17 protein-coding genes are annotated in these 17,221 nt (G+C 69.3%); 10 read left to right on the top strand and 7 right to left on the bottom strand.

Going from position 1 to position 17,221, the window contains the following annotated elements; translation table 11 throughout:
- Nucleotides 1–17 precede the first annotated feature (17 nt).
- The 10 genes from glgX to PSm6_RS25235 all read left to right on the top strand — a co-directional run bounded on the left by glgX (nt 18) and on the right by PSm6_RS25235 (nt 10,849).
- Nucleotides 18–2,144 carry a glycogen debranching protein GlgX gene (glgX, locus tag PSm6_RS25280; protein ID WP_021221703.1) on the top strand — a complete coding sequence of 709 codons (2,127 nt, stop codon included), beginning with the start codon at nt 18–20 and terminating at the stop codon, nt 2,142–2,144.
- Nucleotides 2,144–3,178, top strand: a complete 1,035-nt coding sequence (locus tag PSm6_RS25275; protein ID WP_021221704.1) for an acyl-CoA dehydrogenase family protein — start codon at nt 2,144–2,146, stop codon at nt 3,176–3,178. Before glgX ends, PSm6_RS25275 begins: the two co-directional genes overlap by 1 nt.
- Nucleotides 3,175–3,930, top strand: coding sequence for a PIG-L deacetylase family protein (locus tag PSm6_RS25270; protein ID WP_021221705.1), 756 nt, complete (start codon nt 3,175–3,177; stop codon nt 3,928–3,930). Before PSm6_RS25275 ends, PSm6_RS25270 begins: the two co-directional genes overlap by 4 nt.
- Complete coding sequence (locus tag PSm6_RS25265) at nt 3,927–4,538, top strand: class I SAM-dependent methyltransferase (protein ID WP_265168558.1); 612 nt, start codon at nt 3,927–3,929, stop codon at nt 4,536–4,538. The genes PSm6_RS25270 and PSm6_RS25265 overlap by 4 nt, the downstream gene beginning before the upstream one ends.
- A complete protein-coding gene (locus tag PSm6_RS25260; protein ID WP_265168557.1) occupies nt 4,535–5,182 on the top strand; it encodes a glycosyltransferase family 2 protein in 648 nt (215 codons plus the stop codon). Before PSm6_RS25265 ends, PSm6_RS25260 begins: the two co-directional genes overlap by 4 nt.
- A 461-nt stretch (nt 5,183–5,643) precedes the next feature.
- A complete protein-coding gene (locus tag PSm6_RS25255) occupies nt 5,644–6,930 on the top strand; it encodes a zinc-dependent alcohol dehydrogenase (RefSeq protein ID WP_265168555.1) in 1,287 nt (428 codons plus the stop codon).
- 13 nt (nt 6,931–6,943) lie between these two features.
- Nucleotides 6,944–7,864 carry a DUF72 domain-containing protein gene (locus PSm6_RS25250; protein ID WP_265168553.1) on the top strand — a complete coding sequence of 307 codons (921 nt, stop codon included), beginning with the start codon at nt 6,944–6,946 and terminating at the stop codon, nt 7,862–7,864.
- The gene (locus PSm6_RS25245; protein ID WP_265168552.1) at nt 7,861–8,649 is read left to right on the top strand and encodes an endonuclease/exonuclease/phosphatase family protein; all 789 of its coding nucleotides are present in this window, start codon (nt 7,861–7,863) and stop codon (nt 8,647–8,649) included. The genes PSm6_RS25250 and PSm6_RS25245 overlap by 4 nt, the downstream gene beginning before the upstream one ends.
- The gene (gene clsB, locus PSm6_RS25240; RefSeq protein ID WP_043245504.1) at nt 8,646–9,866 is read left to right on the top strand and encodes a cardiolipin synthase ClsB; all 1,221 of its coding nucleotides are present in this window, start codon (nt 8,646–8,648) and stop codon (nt 9,864–9,866) included. Before PSm6_RS25245 ends, clsB begins: the two co-directional genes overlap by 4 nt.
- Nucleotides 9,863–10,849, top strand: coding sequence for a lysylphosphatidylglycerol synthase domain-containing protein (locus PSm6_RS25235; protein ID WP_265168549.1), 987 nt, complete (start codon nt 9,863–9,865; stop codon nt 10,847–10,849). Before clsB ends, PSm6_RS25235 begins: the two co-directional genes overlap by 4 nt.
- Before the next feature lie 257 nt (nt 10,850–11,106).
- Here the strand turns inward: PSm6_RS25235 and PSm6_RS25230 are convergent, their stop codons facing one another.
- Genes PSm6_RS25230 through PSm6_RS25200 form a run of 7 tightly spaced genes read right to left on the bottom strand, consistent with a single transcriptional unit; the run spans nt 11,107 to nt 17,212 of the window.
- The gene (locus PSm6_RS25230; RefSeq protein WP_184492173.1) at nt 11,107–12,078 is read right to left on the bottom strand and encodes a LysR substrate-binding domain-containing protein; all 972 of its coding nucleotides are present in this window, start codon (nt 12,076–12,078) and stop codon (nt 11,107–11,109) included.
- A 52-nt stretch (nt 12,079–12,130) separates the two neighbouring features.
- The gene (locus tag PSm6_RS25225) at nt 12,131–13,108 is read right to left on the bottom strand and encodes a peptidylprolyl isomerase (protein ID WP_265168547.1); all 978 of its coding nucleotides are present in this window, start codon (nt 13,106–13,108) and stop codon (nt 12,131–12,133) included.
- 5 nt (nt 13,109–13,113) lie between these two features.
- The gene (locus tag PSm6_RS25220) at nt 13,114–13,596 is read right to left on the bottom strand and encodes a YbjN domain-containing protein (protein WP_265168546.1); all 483 of its coding nucleotides are present in this window, start codon (nt 13,594–13,596) and stop codon (nt 13,114–13,116) included.
- A gap of 49 nt (nt 13,597–13,645) precedes the next feature.
- Entirely contained in the window at nt 13,646–14,299 is a 654-nt protein-coding gene (locus tag PSm6_RS25215) for a DNA repair protein (RefSeq protein ID WP_265168544.1), read from the bottom strand.
- Between the two features lie 26 nt (nt 14,300–14,325).
- Nucleotides 14,326–16,020 carry a putative porin gene (locus tag PSm6_RS25210; RefSeq protein ID WP_265168542.1) on the bottom strand — a complete coding sequence of 565 codons (1,695 nt, stop codon included), beginning with the start codon at nt 16,018–16,020 and terminating at the stop codon, nt 14,326–14,328.
- Nucleotides 16,021–16,055: 35 nt separating this feature from the next.
- Nucleotides 16,056–16,784 (bottom strand): energy transducer TonB family protein, encoded by a 729-nt coding sequence (locus PSm6_RS25205; RefSeq protein WP_184492168.1) that lies wholly within the window; start codon nt 16,782–16,784, stop codon nt 16,056–16,058.
- A 2-nt stretch (nt 16,785–16,786) separates the two neighbouring features.
- Nucleotides 16,787–17,212: an ExbD/TolR family protein gene (locus PSm6_RS25200; RefSeq protein WP_021221719.1), complete on the bottom strand. Its 426-nt coding sequence runs from the start codon at nt 17,210–17,212 to the stop codon at nt 16,787–16,789.
- Between the last annotated feature and the right edge of the window lie 9 nt (nt 17,213–17,221).

Genomic DNA, 17,221 nt, shown 5'->3' with positions numbered 1-17,221 from the left:
TGTGAGGAGAGACACCAATGAGCAGGCAACGCTCACGGATAACCGAAGGCCACCCCTTCCCCCTGGGCGCCACCTGGGACGGGCTGGGGGTGAACTTCGCGCTGTTTTCCGCCCATGCCACCAAGGTGGAACTCTGCCTGTTCGACGCCAAGGGCGAACAGGAACTGGAACGCATCGAACTGCCCGAATACACCGACGAGATCTGGCACGGCTACCTGCCGGACGCCCACCCCGGGCAGATCTACGGCTACCGCGTGCACGGCCCCTACGAGCCCGACGCCGGCCACCGCTTCAACCCCAACAAGCTGCTGGTGGACCCCTACGCCCGCCAACTGGTGGGTGGGCTGCGCTGGTCCGAGGCGCTGTTCGGCTACACCATCGGCCACAAGGACGGCGATCTGTCGTTCGACGAGCGCGACAGCGCTGCCTTCGTGCCCAAGTCCAAGGTCATCGACCCGGCCTTCACCTGGCCCGAGCACAAGTCCGTGCGCGTGCCCTGGGATGCCACGGTCATCTACGAGGCCCACCTGCGCGGCACCAGCATGCGCCACCCGGCCGTGCCCAAGCACCTGCGCGGCACCTGCGCCGGGCTGATGAACGCCGAGCTGCTGCAGCACATCCGCTCCCTGGGCATCACCAGCATCGAGCTGCTGCCGATCCACGGCTTCGTCAACGACCAGCACCTGCTGGAAAAGGGCATGAACAACTACTGGGGCTACAACAGCCTGGCGTTCTTCGCGCCCCACGCCGCCTACCTCGCCAGCGGCCACATCAACGAGTTCAAGGAAATGGTCGCGCACCTGCACGACGCCGGCCTGGAGCTGATCCTCGACGTGGTCTACAACCACACAGCCGAAGGCAACGAGCTGGGCCCGACCCTGAGCATGCGCGGCATCGACAACGCCACCTACTACCGGCTGATGCCCGACAACCGCCGCCACTACATCAACGATTCCGGCACCGGCAACACCCTCGACCTCAGCCACCCCTGCGTGCTGCAGATGGTCACCGACTCGCTGCGCTACTGGGCCACCGAGATGCACGTGGACGGCTTCCGCTTCGACCTCGCCACCATCCTCGGCCGCCACCCCCACGGCTTCGACGAACGCCACGGCTTCCTCGTCGCCTGCCGCCAGGACCCGGTTCTGAGCAAGCTCAAGCTCATCGCCGAACCCTGGGACTGCGGCCCCGGCGGCTACCAGGTGGGCGGCTTCCCGCCCGGCTGGGTGGAATGGAACGACCGCTTCCGCGACACCGTGCGGGCCTTCTGGCGCGGCGATGGCGGGCAGATCGCCGGGCTCGCCAGCCGCCTCACCGCCTCGGGCGACCTGTTCAACCAGCGCGGCCGGCGGCCCTACGCCTCGGTCAACTTCGTCACCGCCCACGACGGCTTCACCCTGCGCGACGTGGTCAGCTACGACCACAAGCACAACGAAGCCAACGACGAAGGCAACCGCGACGGCAGCGACAACAACTACTCCTGGAACCATGGCGTCGAAGGCCCCACCGACGACGCCGACATCCGCGCGCTGCGCCTGCGCCAGATGCGCAACATGATGGCCACGCTGCTGCTCTCCCAGGGCACGCCGATGCTGGTGGCGGGCGACGAGTTCAGCCGCACCCAACAGGGCAACAACAACGTCTACTGCCAGGACAACGAACTGGGCTGGGTGGACTGGGAACTCGACGACGAGGGCCGCAGCCTGCTGGACTTCACCCGCCGGCTGATCAGCCTGCGCCGCGCCTACCCGATCCTGCGCCGGGGCCGTTTCCTGGTGGGCGAGTACAACGAAGAACTCGGGGTCAAGGACGTCGCCTGGCTGTCGCCCTGCGGCAACGAGATGACCGAGGAACAGTGGCAGGACGGCAACGCCCGCTGCCTGGGCATGCTCATGGACGGCCGCGCGCAACCCACCGGCATCCGCAAGAGCGGTGCCGATGCCACCCTGCTGCTGTTGCTCAATGCCCACCACGACGTGGTCAACTTCCGCCTGCCGGAAGTCGCCCAGGGCACCGCCTGGACCCTGCTGCTGGACACCAACCGCCCCGACGAACGCTCCCTGGAGCGCTTCGAGTTCGACACCGAGTTCACCCTCACCAACCGCTCGCTGCTGCTCTTCGAGCTGCAACGGGAGATCGGCTGATGCAGGGTGCCCCGGCCGTTCCTGCCGAGCGCCTGGAAGGGTGCCTGGCGGAACGCCCGCGCCCGGGCGCCGACGCCCGCGAACTCGGTCATCGCCTGGCCGCACTGGTGGCGGCGGGCCTCGACCGCCTGCCGTTGCCCGGCGCGGGCGCCACCCTGGCGCGCTGGCAGGCCCTGGCCCGGGTCGCTGCCCGCGACCTGGGCCTGTGCAAGCTCTACGAAGGCCACACCGACGCCCTGGCCATCCTCCATGAACTGGGCGCCGACGCTCCGCCGGCCGGCAGCACCTGGGGCGTCTGGGCCGCCGAACCGCCCCAGGCGCGGGTGCGCATCAACGCCCGCACCTCGCAGCAGGACGTGCGCCTGGACGGCACCAAGGCCTGGTGCTCGGGTGCCGCCGTGCTCAGCCACGCGCTGCTCACCGGCTGGAACGAGGAAGGCCGGCAGCAACTGGTGGCCGTGGCCCTGGACCAGCCCGGCGTGCGCGTCGGCGAAGGCGGCTGGAACGCGGTGGGCATGGCCGCCACCGGCAGCGTCGCGGTGCACTTCGAGCAGGCCCGCGCCCACTGCATCGGCGCCGCCGGAGGCTACCTGGAGCGCCCCGGCTTCTGGCACGGGGGCGCCGGCATCGCCGCCTGCTGGTTCGGCGCCGCCCAGGCCCTGGGCGAGGCCCTGCGCCGCCATTGTGCCAAGCATGACGAACCCCACGCCCTGGCCCACCTGGGCGCCCTGGACGCGCACCTGCATGGGGCGGCCTGCGCCCTGCGCGAATGCGCCGCCTGGATCGACCGCCACCCCCGCGCCGACGCCGAAGGCCAGGTGCGCCGCCTGCGCGCCCTCTGCGAAAGCGCGGCCGAAGCGGCCCTCCTGCATGTCGGCCACGCCCTGGGCGCGGCCCCCTATTGCCTCGACCCCTACCTGGCCCGGTTGCTCGCCGACCTGCCGGTGTACCTCCGCCAGAGCCACGCCGAGCGCGACCTCGCCGTACTCGGTCGCCTCGCCGCCCTGGCCCCACAAGGGAGCTGGATGCCATGAGAGCCCACCTCATCCATGGCGACGGAACGCCGCTGCAGGCCTGGAACGCCTCGCACCACCTGGGCCTGGTGCCCAGCATCGATTGCAAGCGCCTGGTGCCGCCGGAAGCCCGCGCGGTGATCGTCGCCCCGCACCCGGACGACGAGGTGCTCGGCTGCGGCGGCCTGTTGCAGTTGCTGTTCCAGCTGGGTCGCCAGGTGCTGCTGATCTCGGTCACCGACGGCAGCGCCAGCCACCCCGGCTCGCCCTACTGGACGGCGCACCGCCTCGGCATCGTGCGCCCCCAGGAGAGCGCCGAGGCGCTGCACCGGCTGGGCATCCCCGTGGCCGAGCTGAAATGGCTGCGCGGCGGCTTCCCGGACACCGGCGTCGAGCGCCACCTGGGCGAGCTCAAGCGCTTCCTCACCACCTACCTGCAACCCTCGGACGTGGTCTTCACCACCTGGCGCGAGGACGGCCACGCCGATCACGAGGCGGTGGGCCTGGCCACGCTCGAAGCCGGCATGGAAGTCGGCGCGCTGGTCCATGAAGTGCCCATCTGGGCCTGGCACTGGGCCGCCCCCGAGGACCCGCGCATCCCCTGGGAACGTGCGCGCAAGGTGGAACTGGACAACTGGACCCTGGCCCGCAAGCGCCATGCCGTGCAGGCCTTCGCCAGCCAGCTGTACGCGGACCCGGACGGCGGCCAGCCGGTGCTCACCCCCGCCAGCCTGGAACGCCTGCAGCAACCCTTCGAGCTGGTCTTCCTGTGAGCGTGGCCGACAGCTATTTCGACACGCTCTACCAGGACAGCCGCGATCCCTGGGCCTTCCGTAAGCGCTGGTACGAGAAGCGCAAGCGCAACCTGGTGCTGGCCGCCCTGCCCCGCGGCTTCTACGACAAGGTCTTCGAGCCCGGCTGCAGCAACGGCGAGCTGAGCCTGCGCCTGGCCGACCGCTGCCATGACCTGCTGTGCTGCGACACCTCCGGCCGCGCCATCGAGCTGGCCGCCCAGCGCCTGGCCAACAAGCTCAACGTGCGCCTGCAGCAGGCGCGCCTGCCGGAGCAATGGCCCGGCGGGCGCTTCGACCTGATCGTCCTCAGCGAGCTGTGCTACTACCTCGACGCCGCCGACCTCGAACGCCTGATCGGATGCGCGCTACGGGCCCTGAACCGTGGCGGCACCCTGCTCGCCTGCCATTGGCGCCCGGTGATCGAAGGCTGCCCGCTGACCGGCGACCAGGTCCACGCGCGCCTGCATGAAGGCCTCGGCATGCCGCGCCTGCTGCGCCACGAGGAGCCCGACCTGCTGCTGGAGGTCTGGTGCCACGACGCCACCTCGGTGGCCGAGCGCGAAGGGCTGCGGGAGCGCGAAGCATGATCGGCGTCGTCATCCCCGTGCACGATGAGGAACAGTTGTTGGGCGCCTGCATCGACTCGGTGCTGCAGGCCGCCGCGCACCCCGAACTCGGCGGCGAAACCGTCCAGGTGCTGGCGGTGCTGGACGCCTGCAGCGACGGCTCCGCCGCCATCGCCGAGGCCGCCGGCATCGCCACCCTGGCCATCGATGCGCGCAACGTCGGCCAGGCCCGCGCCACCGGCGTGCGCTGGCTGCTGGACCGGGGCGCGCGCTGGATCGCCTGCACCGATGCCGACAGCATCGCCGGCGCCAACTGGCTGGCCGCGCAGCTGGCCCTAGGTGCCGATGTGGTCTGCGGCACCGTGCGCATCGCCCAGTGGGACGGCATTCACCTCGACGCCCAGGCGCGCTACCACGCCCACTACCAGCAGCACGACGACCACCGCCACGTGCACGGCGCCAACCTCGGTTTCAGCGCCGAGGCCTACCTGCGCGCCGGGGGCTTCCCGCCCCTGGCCGCCCACGAGGACCTGCACCTGGTGCGCGCCTTCGAACGCAGCGGCGCGCGCATCTCCTGGAGCAGCCGCCCCGCCGTGCACACCAGCGCCCGCCTCGACGCCCGCGCCCCGGAGGGCTTCGCCGCGTTCCTGCGCGGGTTGCTGTAGCAGCGCAATGGCCCAAGGCTCCACTCCCATGCCCCCGTAGCCACCGCCACCTCGGACCGTCCCGAAATGTGGACCACGCTTCATCGGTCCACCATTCGAGGTCATGCCGAACATTCGCGATTGGCGCCACACCGTGCGCCGGGTTTCACCCGACCTACTTGGCTGCTCAGCCCTCGATGCCCGGCCTCACCTTGATGTGCGCGTCGTCCTCCCCGTTGCGCGCAGCACACCCTACGGCCCTGCACCGCGCCTCCCTGGTGCAGGAGCGAATTCATTCGCGCTCGGTGTCACAACCACACGCCGGGCCTAAGCCCGGGCTGCGCCACGAGCCCAACGGGCAGAAAACCTGAACCGCTCCTATGCCGCCCAGTCGGAACTAGCACAGGTGCCGCTCCGGCGCCTGCCGTTTCCCATGCCTGGTCGCCGACGAACAGCGGCCCGGCCCCGAACAGGAGCCCTCCATGAAGGCAGTCGTATTCCATGGCGTGGGTGACATTCGCCTCGACGATGTCCCCGAGCCCACCCTCCAGGCTCCCACCGACGCCATCATCCGCCTCACCGCCTCGGCCATCTGCGGCACCGACCTGCACTTCGTGCGCGGCACCGTCAGCGGCATGGTCAAGGGCACCATCCTTGGCCACGAGGGCGTCGGCATAGTCGAGGCCCTGGGCAGCGACGTGCGCAACCTGCAGATCGGCGACCGGGTGGTGGTGCCCTCCACCATCGCCTGCGGCAACTGCTCCTATTGCCGCGCCGGGTACTACGCCCAGTGCGACCTGGCCAACCCCAACGGCAAGCAGGCGGGCACCGCCTTCTACGGCGGGCCCAAGGCCACCGGCCCCTTCCAGGGCCTGCAGGCGGAGAAGGCGCGCATCCCCTACGCCAACATCGGCCTGATCAAGCTGCCCAGCGAAATCAGCGACGACCAGGCCATCCTGCTGTCGGACATCTTCCCCACCGGCTACTTCGGCGCGGAAATGGCCGAGATCACCCCCGGCGACACAGTGGCGGTGTTCGGCTGCGGCCCGGTGGGCCAGTTCGCTATCGCCAGCGCCAAGCTGCTGGGGGCCGCCCGGGTGTTCGCCATCGACCACCTCGACGACCGCCTGCGCATGGCCCGCCAGCAAGGTGCCGAGGTGATCAACTTCGATCTGGAAGACCCGGTGAAGACCCTGCGTCGCCTCACCAACGGCATCGGCGTCGACCGCGCCATCGACGCCGTGGGCGTGGACGCCGAGCACGCCTGCCACGACCACCACGGCGCCGGGCGCATGCGCCGGGAAATGGCCGAACTGACCCCGCGCACCCACCCCGACGGCGATAACTGGCACCCCGGCGATGCCCCGAGCCAGGCGCTGCAGTGGGCCGTCGAGGGGCTGGCCAAGGCCGGCACCCTGTCGATCATCGGCGTCTACCCGCAGCAGGCGCGCAGCTTCCCCATCGGCCTGGCGATGAACAAGAACCTCACCATCAACATGGGCAACTGCCACCACCGCAAGTACATCCCCACGCTCATCGAGCTGACCCTGAACAAGCGCGTGGACCCGGCGAAGATCCTCACCCAGGTCAAACCCATGAGCGATGCCATCGAAGCCTTCAAGGCCTTCGACCGCCGCGAGAACGGCTGGATCAAGGTGGAGCTGCACCCGCAACGGCAGCAGCCGGCCGGCGACAGCGGCGAGGAGATCATCAAAGGCGAGGAACAGCTGGAGCGGACCCTGTCCGCATCCAAGGGCCAGGCTCGTTAACGGGGACGCGGTGATGGCAGAGATCCGTATCGGCATTTCCGGCTGGCGCTACGCCCCCTGGCGCGGCGACTTCTACCCCAAGGGCCTGGTGCAGAAGAAAGAGCTGCGCTTCGCCTCGCGGGCGGTCAACAGCATCGAGATCAACGGGTCCTTCTATGCCCTGCAGACGCCCGAGCGCTACGCCGGCTGGGCCGCCGACACCCCCGAGGACTTCCTCTTCAGCGTCAAGGCGCCGCGCTACATCACCCATGTGAAGCGCCTGCGCGACGTGCAGCAGCCGGTGGCCAACTTCATGGCCTCGGGGCTGTTCCACCTGGGCGACAAGCTCGGGCCGCTGCTCTGGCAGTTCCCGCCCAGCTTCGCCTTCGACCCCGCGCTGTTCGCCGACTTCCTCGCCCTGCTGCCGAGGGACAGTGACGCCGCCCGCACCCTGGCCCGCCACAGCGATGCGCGCCTGCACCAGGCCGGTTACCTCGACATTCCCAAGGGCCGGCCCCTCCGCCATGCGGTGGAGATCCGCAACGACAGCTTCCGCGACGAGGCCGTCATCGCCCTGCTGCGCCAGCACGGGGTGGCCCTGGTGGTCGCCGACACGGCGAAAAAGTGGCCCTACGCCGAAGACCTCACCAGCGACTTCGTCTACATGCGCCTGCACGGCGACAAGCAGATCTACGCCAGCGGCTACTCGCCCGCCGCGCTGAAGGCCTGGAAGAAACGGATCGAAGCCTGGAGCCAGGGCAGCCAGCCCGACGACGCCCGGCTGATCAGCGCCGAGCCCCCCGCAAAACGCGCCAGCCGTGATGTGTATTGCTACTTCGACAACGACATCAAGGTGCGCGCGCCCTACGACGCGCGCCACCTGCTGGAGACCCTCAAGCTGGCCACGCACCTGCAGACCGAACCCGGCCAGGCCCTGGAAGGAGCCGACCTGTGAATACCGTCACCACCGCCCCGCTGCCCGCCACCGACCTGCTGCCGGCCGTGCACCAGCTGCGCATCATCACGGTGAACGCCCACAAGGGCTTCACCGCGCTGAACCGGCGCTTCATCCTCCCCGAGCTGCGCGACGCCGTGCGCACCCTGGGCGCCGACCTGGTGTTCCTGCAGGAGGTGCTCGGCACCCACCAGTCCCACGCCAGGCGCTTCAGGAACTGGCCGCCGACGCCGCAGTACGAATTCCTCGCCGACAGCATGTGGACCGACTTCGCCTACGGCCGCAACGCGGTGTACCCGGAAGGCGACCACGGCAACGCGCTGCTGTCGAAATTCCCCATCCTGCGCTACGAGAACCTGGACGTGTCCATCGCCGGCAACGAGGAACGCGGCCTGCTGCATTCGGTGCTGGATGTGCCCGGCCACCGCGAGGTGCACACCGTCTGTGTGCACCTCGGGCTGCGCGAAGCCCATCGCCGCGAGCAACTGGCACTGCTCTGCCGCCTGCTGGACAGCCTGCCGCCCCTGGCGCCGGTGATAGTCGCGGGCGACTTCAACGACTGGCGCGTGCGCGCCGACGACATCCTCGCCAGCCGCGGCATGGTCGAGGCCTTCGCCAATGCCTATGGCACCCCGGCACGCAGCTTCCCGGCACGCTGGCCACTGTTGCGCCTGGACCGCGTCTACGTGCGCAACGCCACCAGCCATTCGCCCCAGGTGCTGCTGCGCCGACCCTGGTCCCACCTGTCCGACCACGCCCCTTTGCTTGTGGAGGTGCACCTGTGAAATTCGACTGGCGTGAAGGCAACCAGGTCGAGTTGCTGATCAATGGCGAGGACTTCTTCCCCGCAGTGTTCGAGGCCATCGACAAGGCCCGCCACGAAGTGCTGCTGGAGACCTTCATCGTCTTCGAGGACAAGGTCGGCCTGCGCCTCAAGGAGACCCTGATCGCCGCCGCCCGGCGCGGCGTGCGCGTAGAGCTGACGGTGGACGGCTACGGCACCGCCGACCTTGGCACCCGCTACATCCGCGAGATGACCGAGGCCGGCGTCAACCTGCACATGTTCGACCCGCGCCCCCGGGTACTGGGCCTGCGCACCAACCTGTTCCGCCGCCTGCACCGCAAGCTGGTGGTGGTGGACGGCGAGCTGGGCTTCATCGGCGGCATCAACTTCTGCGCCGACCACCTCGCCGACTTCGGCCCCATGGCCAAGCAGGACTACGCCGTGGCGGTGCGCGGGCCCATCGTCTGCGACCTGCACCACGCCTGCAGTCAGTTGCTGGCCCACAGCGCCAGCGAGGTGCATAGCCTGCTGCCGGAATCGCCGGAAAACCGCGCGGCCGGGCAGGCGCGCATGCTGCTATCGATCCGCGACAACGAGCGCCATCGCAACGACATCGAGGAGCAGTACCTGCGCGCCCTGCGCTCGGCCCGGCAGCGGCTGGTGGTGGCCAATGCCTATTTCTTCCCCGGCTATCGCCTGCTGCGAGAGCTGCGCAACGCCGCCCGCCGTGGCGTGCAGGTGACGCTGATCATGCAGGGCCAGCCGGACATGCCCCTGGTGCGCCTGTGCTCGCGACTGCTCTACAACTACCTGCTGCGCGACGGCGTGGTGATCCACGAATACTGCCAGCGGCCGCTGCACGGCAAGGTGGCGCTGGTGGACAGCGAATGGGCCACGGTGGGCTCCAGCAACCTCGACCCGCTGAGCCTGTCGCTGAACCTGGAGGCCAACCTGATCATCCGCGACCCGGCCTTCAACCAGCAGTTGCACGACCACCTGCAGCAGCTCGCCGACGCCAAGTGCAAACGCGTGACCCTGCAGCGCATCACCCGCGGCCACTGGTGGCGGGCGCCGCTGATCTTCCTCAGCTTCCACTTCCTGCGGCACTTCCCGGCCATCGCCGGCTGGTTCCCCGCCCACTCGCCGCGCATCAAGTCGCTGCAGCCCCTGGAAGAGGCCGGCGCCGAGCCGGTCTACGAGCAGGAGAAGAGCTCATGAGCGCAGGCAAGGCCACCTGGAAGACCTGGGCCAAGCGCGGCCTGACGGCGTTCTTCTTCTGCCTGGTGCCGGTGCTGCTGTTCATGCTGGTGAAGAACCTCGACTGGCAGGAAGTGCGCCAGGCCATCACCAACTACAGCGCCACCACCCTGGCCCTGGCCGGCCTGGCCTGCGCGGCGAGCTACGCCACCTACTGCTGCTTCGACCTGGTGGGCCGCCACTACACCGCCCACAAGCTGCCGGCCTGGCAGACCATCCCGGTGACCTTCGTCTGCTACGCCTTCAACCTCAACCTCAGCTCCTGGGTGGGCGGCATCGCCCTGCGCTACCGCCTCTACTCGCGCCTGGGGCTGGATGTGCCGACCATCACCAAGGTGCTCAGCCTGAGCCTGATCACCAACTGGCTGGGCTACATGCTGCTGGCCGGCTGCGTGTTCTCCTTGCGCCTGGTGGACCTGCCCGAGGGCTGGAAGATCGGCGAGACCGGTCTGCAAGCGATCGGCTTCGCCCTGGTCGCCGCCGCCCTCGCCTACCTCGGTGCCTGCCGCTTCGCCAAGCGCCGCAACTGGCGCTTCCGCGACCAGGAGCTGACCCTGCCGAGCCTGCGCATGGCGCTGATCCAGGTCGGCCTGGGCATGCTCAACTGGTCGCTGATGGCGCTGCTGATCTGGATCCTGCTGCCCAAGGAGGCCTTCTACCCCTCCATCCTCGGCATCCTGCTGATCAGCAGCATCGCCGGGGTCATCACCCACATCCCCGCCGGGCTCGGCGTGCTGGAGGCGGTGTTCATCGCGCTGATGCAGCACCAGATGTCCAAGGGCACCCTCCTCGCCGCGCTGATCGGCTACCGCGCCATCTACTTCCTCCTGCCCCTGGCCATCGCCTGCGTGGTGTACCTGGTGCTCGAACGCCGCGCCAAGCAGATCCGCAAGCAGGATTGGGCGCACACGAGCAAGCCGGATGCCCCGGAGCCGGGGAATTGATGGGCTTCGTGGCCTCTACCCATCCTACGGGCATGGTGCTTCGTAGGATGGGTAGAGCGAAGCGAAACCCATGCTGATCCGGGCGAACACCGCGCCAGGCAGATCCGCGCACACGAGCAAGCCGGACGCGCCGGAGCCCGGGCGATTGATGGGTTTCGTGCCTCTACCCATCCTACGTGGGCACCGTGCCAGCGGGTCGAATAACGCTTCGTAGGATGGGTAGAGCGAAGCGAAACCCATGCTGCCGGTCTCCCCGGCTAGAACCAATCCCGACGCTCATCGAAGGCGGCATGCACCAGGGCGATGAGGCGGCGGACTTCCTCGCGCTCTTCTTCGCCGGCGCGCACGGCGAGCCAGGCCTGCATGTCCATGCGCGGTTCGAACAGCGCCGGCAGGGCCATGAGGTTCTTGTCCAGCTGGCCGACGTAATGGGGCAGCAGGCCGATGCAGGCGCTCCACTGGATCATCTGCCGGAGCATTTCGTAGGAGTTGACCCGGGTAACCCCGGCGCGGCGGTCGGCGATGGCCAGGTTCCAGGGTTGCAGCGCCTCGATGCCGGCGTAGCCCTGCAGGTCGACGAGCATGTAGTCCTCCAGCTCCACCAGGCTGCGCGGGCGGCTGGTCTCGCGGGAGTAGCGCTTGGCGACGTGAGGCAGGTATTCCAGCTGGGCGAGGCACTCCAGGTGGGCGCTGGCAAAGCCCGGCCAGGGTTCGACGTCGTCGGGCGGGGCCAGCCAGACGCGCAGGTCGGTGTCCGGCGCGGGGGTTTCGCCCTCGTCCAGGCGCGCCAGTTCCAGGCGCACGTTGGCGTGCTGGCGGAGGAAGGCCAGCAGGTCGCGGCCGAGGATGTCGTGCAGCAGCGGCTCGGCGACGGCGATGCGCACCAGCGGCTGGTCTTCGTTTTGCGCCAGGCCCGGCGACAGCACCGCCAGGCGCGCCACCAGCTGGGTGCGCAGGCGCCGGCCCTCGGGGCTCAGCACCAGGGCGTTGCCCTGGTGCAGGAACAACGGGTGCCCGGCCCAGGCGGCCAGCAACCCGAGCTTCTTGCGCAGCAGCGTCGGCTTGATGCTGAGGCTGCGCGCCGCCTGCATGAAGCAGCCGCAACGGGCCGCCACCACGAAGTAGTGCGCCGCCTCTACGTCCAGGCCGAAGAAGCCGTCGTCCGCCGCATGCCCGCCTGCAACGGCCGCGCCATGGGTCGTCGCCTGTTCGTTCTCCTGAAATGCCATATGCCCTCCTCCGTAAGGTTGCGGCGCGCCGGGCCTCCCGCCCGGCGCTGTGTCAGCGGCCCTTCTCCAGTGCCTGGTTGAGGCTCGCCCCGTCGATGCTCAGGGTCGCCGAGCTGACCATGCCGTCCATGTAGGCCCGTGCCACCTGCTCCTGGCGCTGGGCACGCAGGGCCTGGCGCAGGCGGTCGCGCACCTCGTCGAGGTTGGCGCTGCGCCCGGGCTGCTGCTCGGTGAGCTTGAGGATGTGGTAGCCCGCGTCGCTACGCAGCGGCTCGGAGACGCTGCCCACGCGTTGGCGGGCAAGCACCTGGCGCATCGCCGGAACGAACTGCTGCAGCGGCTGCAGACCAGTGTCGCCGCCCTGCTCGGCCGTGCGGGCATCCTGGGAATACTGGCGCGCCAGGGCAGCGAAATCGGCGTTGGCCGCCGCCGCGCGGCGGGCCAGCTCGATGGCCTGCTTGCGCGCCTGTTCTTCCGCCGCACCGGGACCGACGGCGAGGAAGATCTGGCTGACGCGGTACAGCGGCGGGGTCACCCAGTTGTCCTTGCCGGCCTCATAGGCGGCCTGCAACTCGGCATCGCTGGGGTAATCGGCAGGCACCTGGCTCACCGATTCCAGGTAGGTGCGCAGGAGGATCTGCTCGGTGGCGGCGCGGGTCATGAGCTGGATTTCCGGGCGCTCCTCCCAGCCCTGGGCCTGGGCCTGCTGCAACAGGGCCTTCTCCGCCAGGCGCCCGCGTATCCAGCCTTCCAGGGCGCCACGGTCGGCGCGCAGCTGCTCGCGGCTGGCCGCCGGCAGGCCATCCAGTACCGCCTGCAGTTCGCCCTCGCCCAGCGCCAGTTCACCCAGGCGCGCCACTGCCCGCTCTGCAGGAGCGGCCTGGCTGGCCGCCCTCGCCTGCTGCACCTCGGGCACGGCCTGCACCGCCGCCTCGAGGCCGCTGCCCGGGCGCAGCCCGAGGGCCAGGCCCACGGCCAGCGCCACGGCAGCAAGTGCACCGAAACCGAGCATCCAGCCCTTGGCGTTCATCCGGCTCACGCCTCGCTGTCTGCGGTTTCGACCGGCGCCGGGGTGGCGGCGGCCTGCTCGCGGGCCATGGCCTGGCTGTAGTCGCGCAGGTAGGCGATGAATTCCTGCAACAGGCGGTCCCACAGTTCCATCTGGCTTTGCAGGTGCTGCGGGCTGACCCCGGCGGCGACGATGGCGTCCATTTCCAGCACGAGGAACTCGCCCTGGCGCGACAGGCGGGCGAAGCGGCGGGTGGCGTTCCACACCTCGGCCATGCCCGCCGGCAGCTCGCCCTGGATGCGCAGCGCGCAGCTGAAGCAGTAGTCGAGGTAGGCGCCCGGCTCCTGGGCCGGGTTGCCGAAGCGCACGGCGAAGCCGATGCCCTGGCTGGCGCTGAGCAGTTGCACCACGCCGCCCTGTTCGCTGCGGTTGACGCGGTAGCCGGCGGCCTGCAGGCGTTCGGTGAGCTGGTCGGGGCTGATGCTGTGGATCATGTCGATTGCGGTCATTGCGCTACTCCTTGTCTGCGGTTGGCGCCGGCACTGCCGGCGCCCTGGATCACTGCCCGGTGGCGGGCACCATGGCGGCGTCGAACTGGTTCTTGTAGAGCGCGTCGCCGTAGACCTGCCCCAGTTCCTCGAACTTCACCCGGGCACTGCCGGCGAAGGGCTGACGGATCTTCATCACCTCGGCGACGTCGATCTTCTCGTAGGCCTCGAGGATGCCCTTGGCCACCTGGTACATCTGCTGGTTCTTGGTGGTGCACTGCTGCACCTGCTCATCGCGGGTGGCCAGCTCGGCGGTGAGCTGGGCGCGGGCCGATTCGATGCCACGGGCGCGCCCCAGCAGCTCTTCGTAGGCCTGCTTGAACTTGCCCACCTGCTCGTTGCTGGCGGCCACCTGGGCCTGGGCGGCGTTGCGCAGGCTGTCCTGCTGGCCGCTCAGTTGCTCGGCCTGGCCTTTTGCCTTGGCCAGCTCGGCGGTGAGCTGCTTGATCTGCGCCTGGGCCGCCGTCAGCTGGCCTTCCGCCGCAGTACGCGCGGCGGCGGCCTGGGCCTGTTCGCTCTGCAACGCCTGCAGTTGCTGGGTGGTGGTGCGCAGCTGGGCGCGCAGGCGCTCCTCCATGCCGTCGGCCGAGGCCGAGTTGGCGACGCAGGCCCCCAGCAGCAGGGCCAGGCCCAGCTTCAGCGGTGTGTGCGATCGGGTGTTCATGCTCTCGCTCCTTGGCCACACGCGCATCAGAAGCGCGTGTTGACCTCCAGTTGCAGGACGTCGATGTCGAAGGGCGCGCCGTACACCTCTTGCGCGCTCAGCCAGCGCACGCTGCCGACCACGTTCTTGTCGAAGCCGTAGTTGGCGCCGAGGAACCAGCCCTTGGCGTTGGTGCCGCCGAGGTGGAAGGACGAGTCGTTGAAGCCGTCCGGCAGGGCGTCGGGCTCGATGCGCTTGTAGCCGGCGTAGAGGTTCCAGTCGCCGTGCTTCTTCAGGTCCAGGGCGTTGCCCAGGGTGAACTGCAGCATCCAGGCGGTATCGCCGCTTTCGATGTTGCCGTTGGCATCGACGTTGCTGGCCAGCTGGCCGGCGGAGCGCTTGCGCATCTCGCCTTCGTCGTAGCCGAGGTTGCGCACGTAGTGGGCCTGGCTGCGCAGCTTGAAGTCGTGGAACAGCGCGGTGTCCCAGGCGAGGTTGAGGTCCACCAGGTTGAACTCGGAGGCCAGGCCGACGAACTGCGGCTGCGGCGTGGTGGTGGGCCGGGTGGGGTCGATGACGACGTCGCGCAGCAGCATCAGGGTGTTGCCCTTCTGCATGAAGGCAGGGCGCGATTCGTCGGTGTCGCAGGCCGGCTGCCCCGAGTACAGCGAGCAGGGGCTGGAGCGCTTGCCTTCGATATCGTCGAAGCGGTAGTAGGCCAGCGCACCCTTGACGCTGTTGTCCGCGTCCAGCTGCCAGCGGGCGCCGAACTGGGCGCCGTAGAGCCAGTTGTTCTCGCTGCTTTCCTTGTCGAAGCCGTTGCTGCTGGCGGTGTCGGAGGTGTACTCCACCGGGAACGCGCCGACGGTGCCGAACAGCCCCATGTCGCGGTCCAGCGGCTGGTCGAACACCGCCGCCAGGCCGTCGAAATTGAGGTCACCGGAGTACAGCAGGTCGGTGGTGTAGAACGGGTTGGGCATGCGCCCGCCGGTAAGGGTCAGGCGCTCGTCGGGCTTGTAGGCGAGGTAGCCCTGGTCGAGCCAGAGGTCCTTCTTGCCGAAGCCGCCGCCCAGGGTCTGGGTGGTGGACACCGGGCCGCTGTCGGAGCCGGTGCCGACGCGCATGACCGCCGTCCAGCTCGGCGAGAGCACCGCGCGCATGCCCAGGCGGGCCCGCAGGCGCAGCAGGTTTTCGCGGTCTTCGCGGGTGTTGAGCAGCGGCGGCAGTTGCGTGTTGGTGTTCTTGTTGACGTCGTAGGGGCCGCGGTCGTTGAGCCGCGCGAAGTCGGTGATGCGGTCGCTGTTGGTGTCGGCGAAGTAGCGCGACTCGCTGCGCAGGCGCACGTCGCCCTCCAGGCTGATGCGCGACACCCAGTCGGGGAAGGTGTTGGGCGCGGCCCAGTTTTCCTGCTTGGCCTGGGCCATGACCTCGGCCTTGACCTGATCACGGATCTGGTCGCGGACGATGGCCGGCACGTATTGCACACGCACCTCCCCCGGCTCGCCGGCCGGGGCCGCCGGAGCGGACGCGGCGGCCTGGCGGGCCTGCACGGCCTCGGCCTCGGCCTGCTGGATCAGCGCCTGGGCCTGCTCCTGCTTGAGCACGCCCTGCTGCACCAGCAGGCGGATCAGGTTGATGGTGGCGTTCTCCGAAGGTGCCGGCGGTTGTGCCAGCGCCGGGCCGGCCAGGCCGGCGACCACGGCACCAATCCCCAGCGCCAGTCGGCTCATTCTGCAGATCATGGTTCTACTCCTTGGCTGTTCTTGAGTGGCGCGGCCTAGCTGGGCCGGCGTCCTTGCAATGAGAGGCGGACCGGCATCGACATCGAGGCCGGCGGGCGTTCCAGGGGTGGCGAGCCGCGCAGCGCGGCCAGCACCTTGGCGTCGAGTTCCGGGTCGCCGGTGGAGCGGGTCAGCTCCACGCGGGTGACCTGGCCGCTCTGGTTGATCCACACCTCCAGGTTCACGCGGAACGCCAGCGAACGCAGTTCGGGGCTGTCGCGCATCAGGCGCTGGAAGGCATAGGAGAGGAACTGGCTGTAGGTGCCGTTGCCCAGGCGCCCACTGCCGCTGCCGGCCATGCCGCCACCCTTGCCGGCGCCGATGTTGAAGGCGTCGGAACCGGCCTGGGCGTCGCCATCCATCTGCATGGGGTTGGCCAGGTCATCGGCGGGTGTCGGCGGTGCTTCTTCCTCCGGCTTGACCTCTTCGGGCTCGGGGGTGGGCTCCGGCTCCACGATCTTTTCCTCCACCGGGGTTTCCGGCTCCGGTGGCTTCTCCTGCACCGGCGGTGGGGGCGGCGGCGGTGGCAGCGGGATGATCGCGGGGATCTTCGGCGCCTCGCGGCGTATGCCGCTCATGTCGTTGGCCCACTGCCAGAGCAGCCAGGCGAGGCCGGCGGCGACCAGCGCCCCCACGCCCCAGACCAGCGGCCGGCGCCATTTCGGCTCGGCGCTGCGGACTTCGGCGAGCCCGCTGTCCGGGCCCTTGCTGGGAAAGGTGGTCATGGTCAGCCCTGGTTCGGTTTGCCGGTGACCAGCCCGACCTGGGAAAGCTCCAGGCGCCGCAGCAGGTCGAGCACTTCGATGACCTTCTGGTACTGCACCGTGGCGTCGCCGCGCACGATCACCGGGAAGTCGGGGTTCAGCGCCTTCTCGGTGCGCAGGCGGTCCTCCAGCTCCGGCAGGGTCACCGGGTAGGCATCGAGGAACACTTGGCCGCCGTCGTTGACCGAGATGGCCTTGGTCTTCGGCTGCGCCAGGGAGATGGCCGCGCTGGCCTTGGGCAGGTTGATCTGGATGCCCGAGACCTGGGCGGTGGCGGTAAGGATGAACATCACCAGCACCACCATCAGCACGTCCACCAGGGGTGTGATGTTGATGCTGTCGACGGCGGCGTCTTCGTCGTCGTCATGGCTGCTGCTCAGGTTGGCCATGGCTGCGTC

Source organism: Pseudomonas solani (assembly GCF_026072635.1).
GTDB lineage: Bacteria > Pseudomonadota > Gammaproteobacteria > Pseudomonadales > Pseudomonadaceae > Metapseudomonas > Metapseudomonas solani.
The sequence above is the reverse complement of the archived record's forward strand: the minus strand, read 5'-3'. Positions and strand labels throughout refer to the sequence as shown.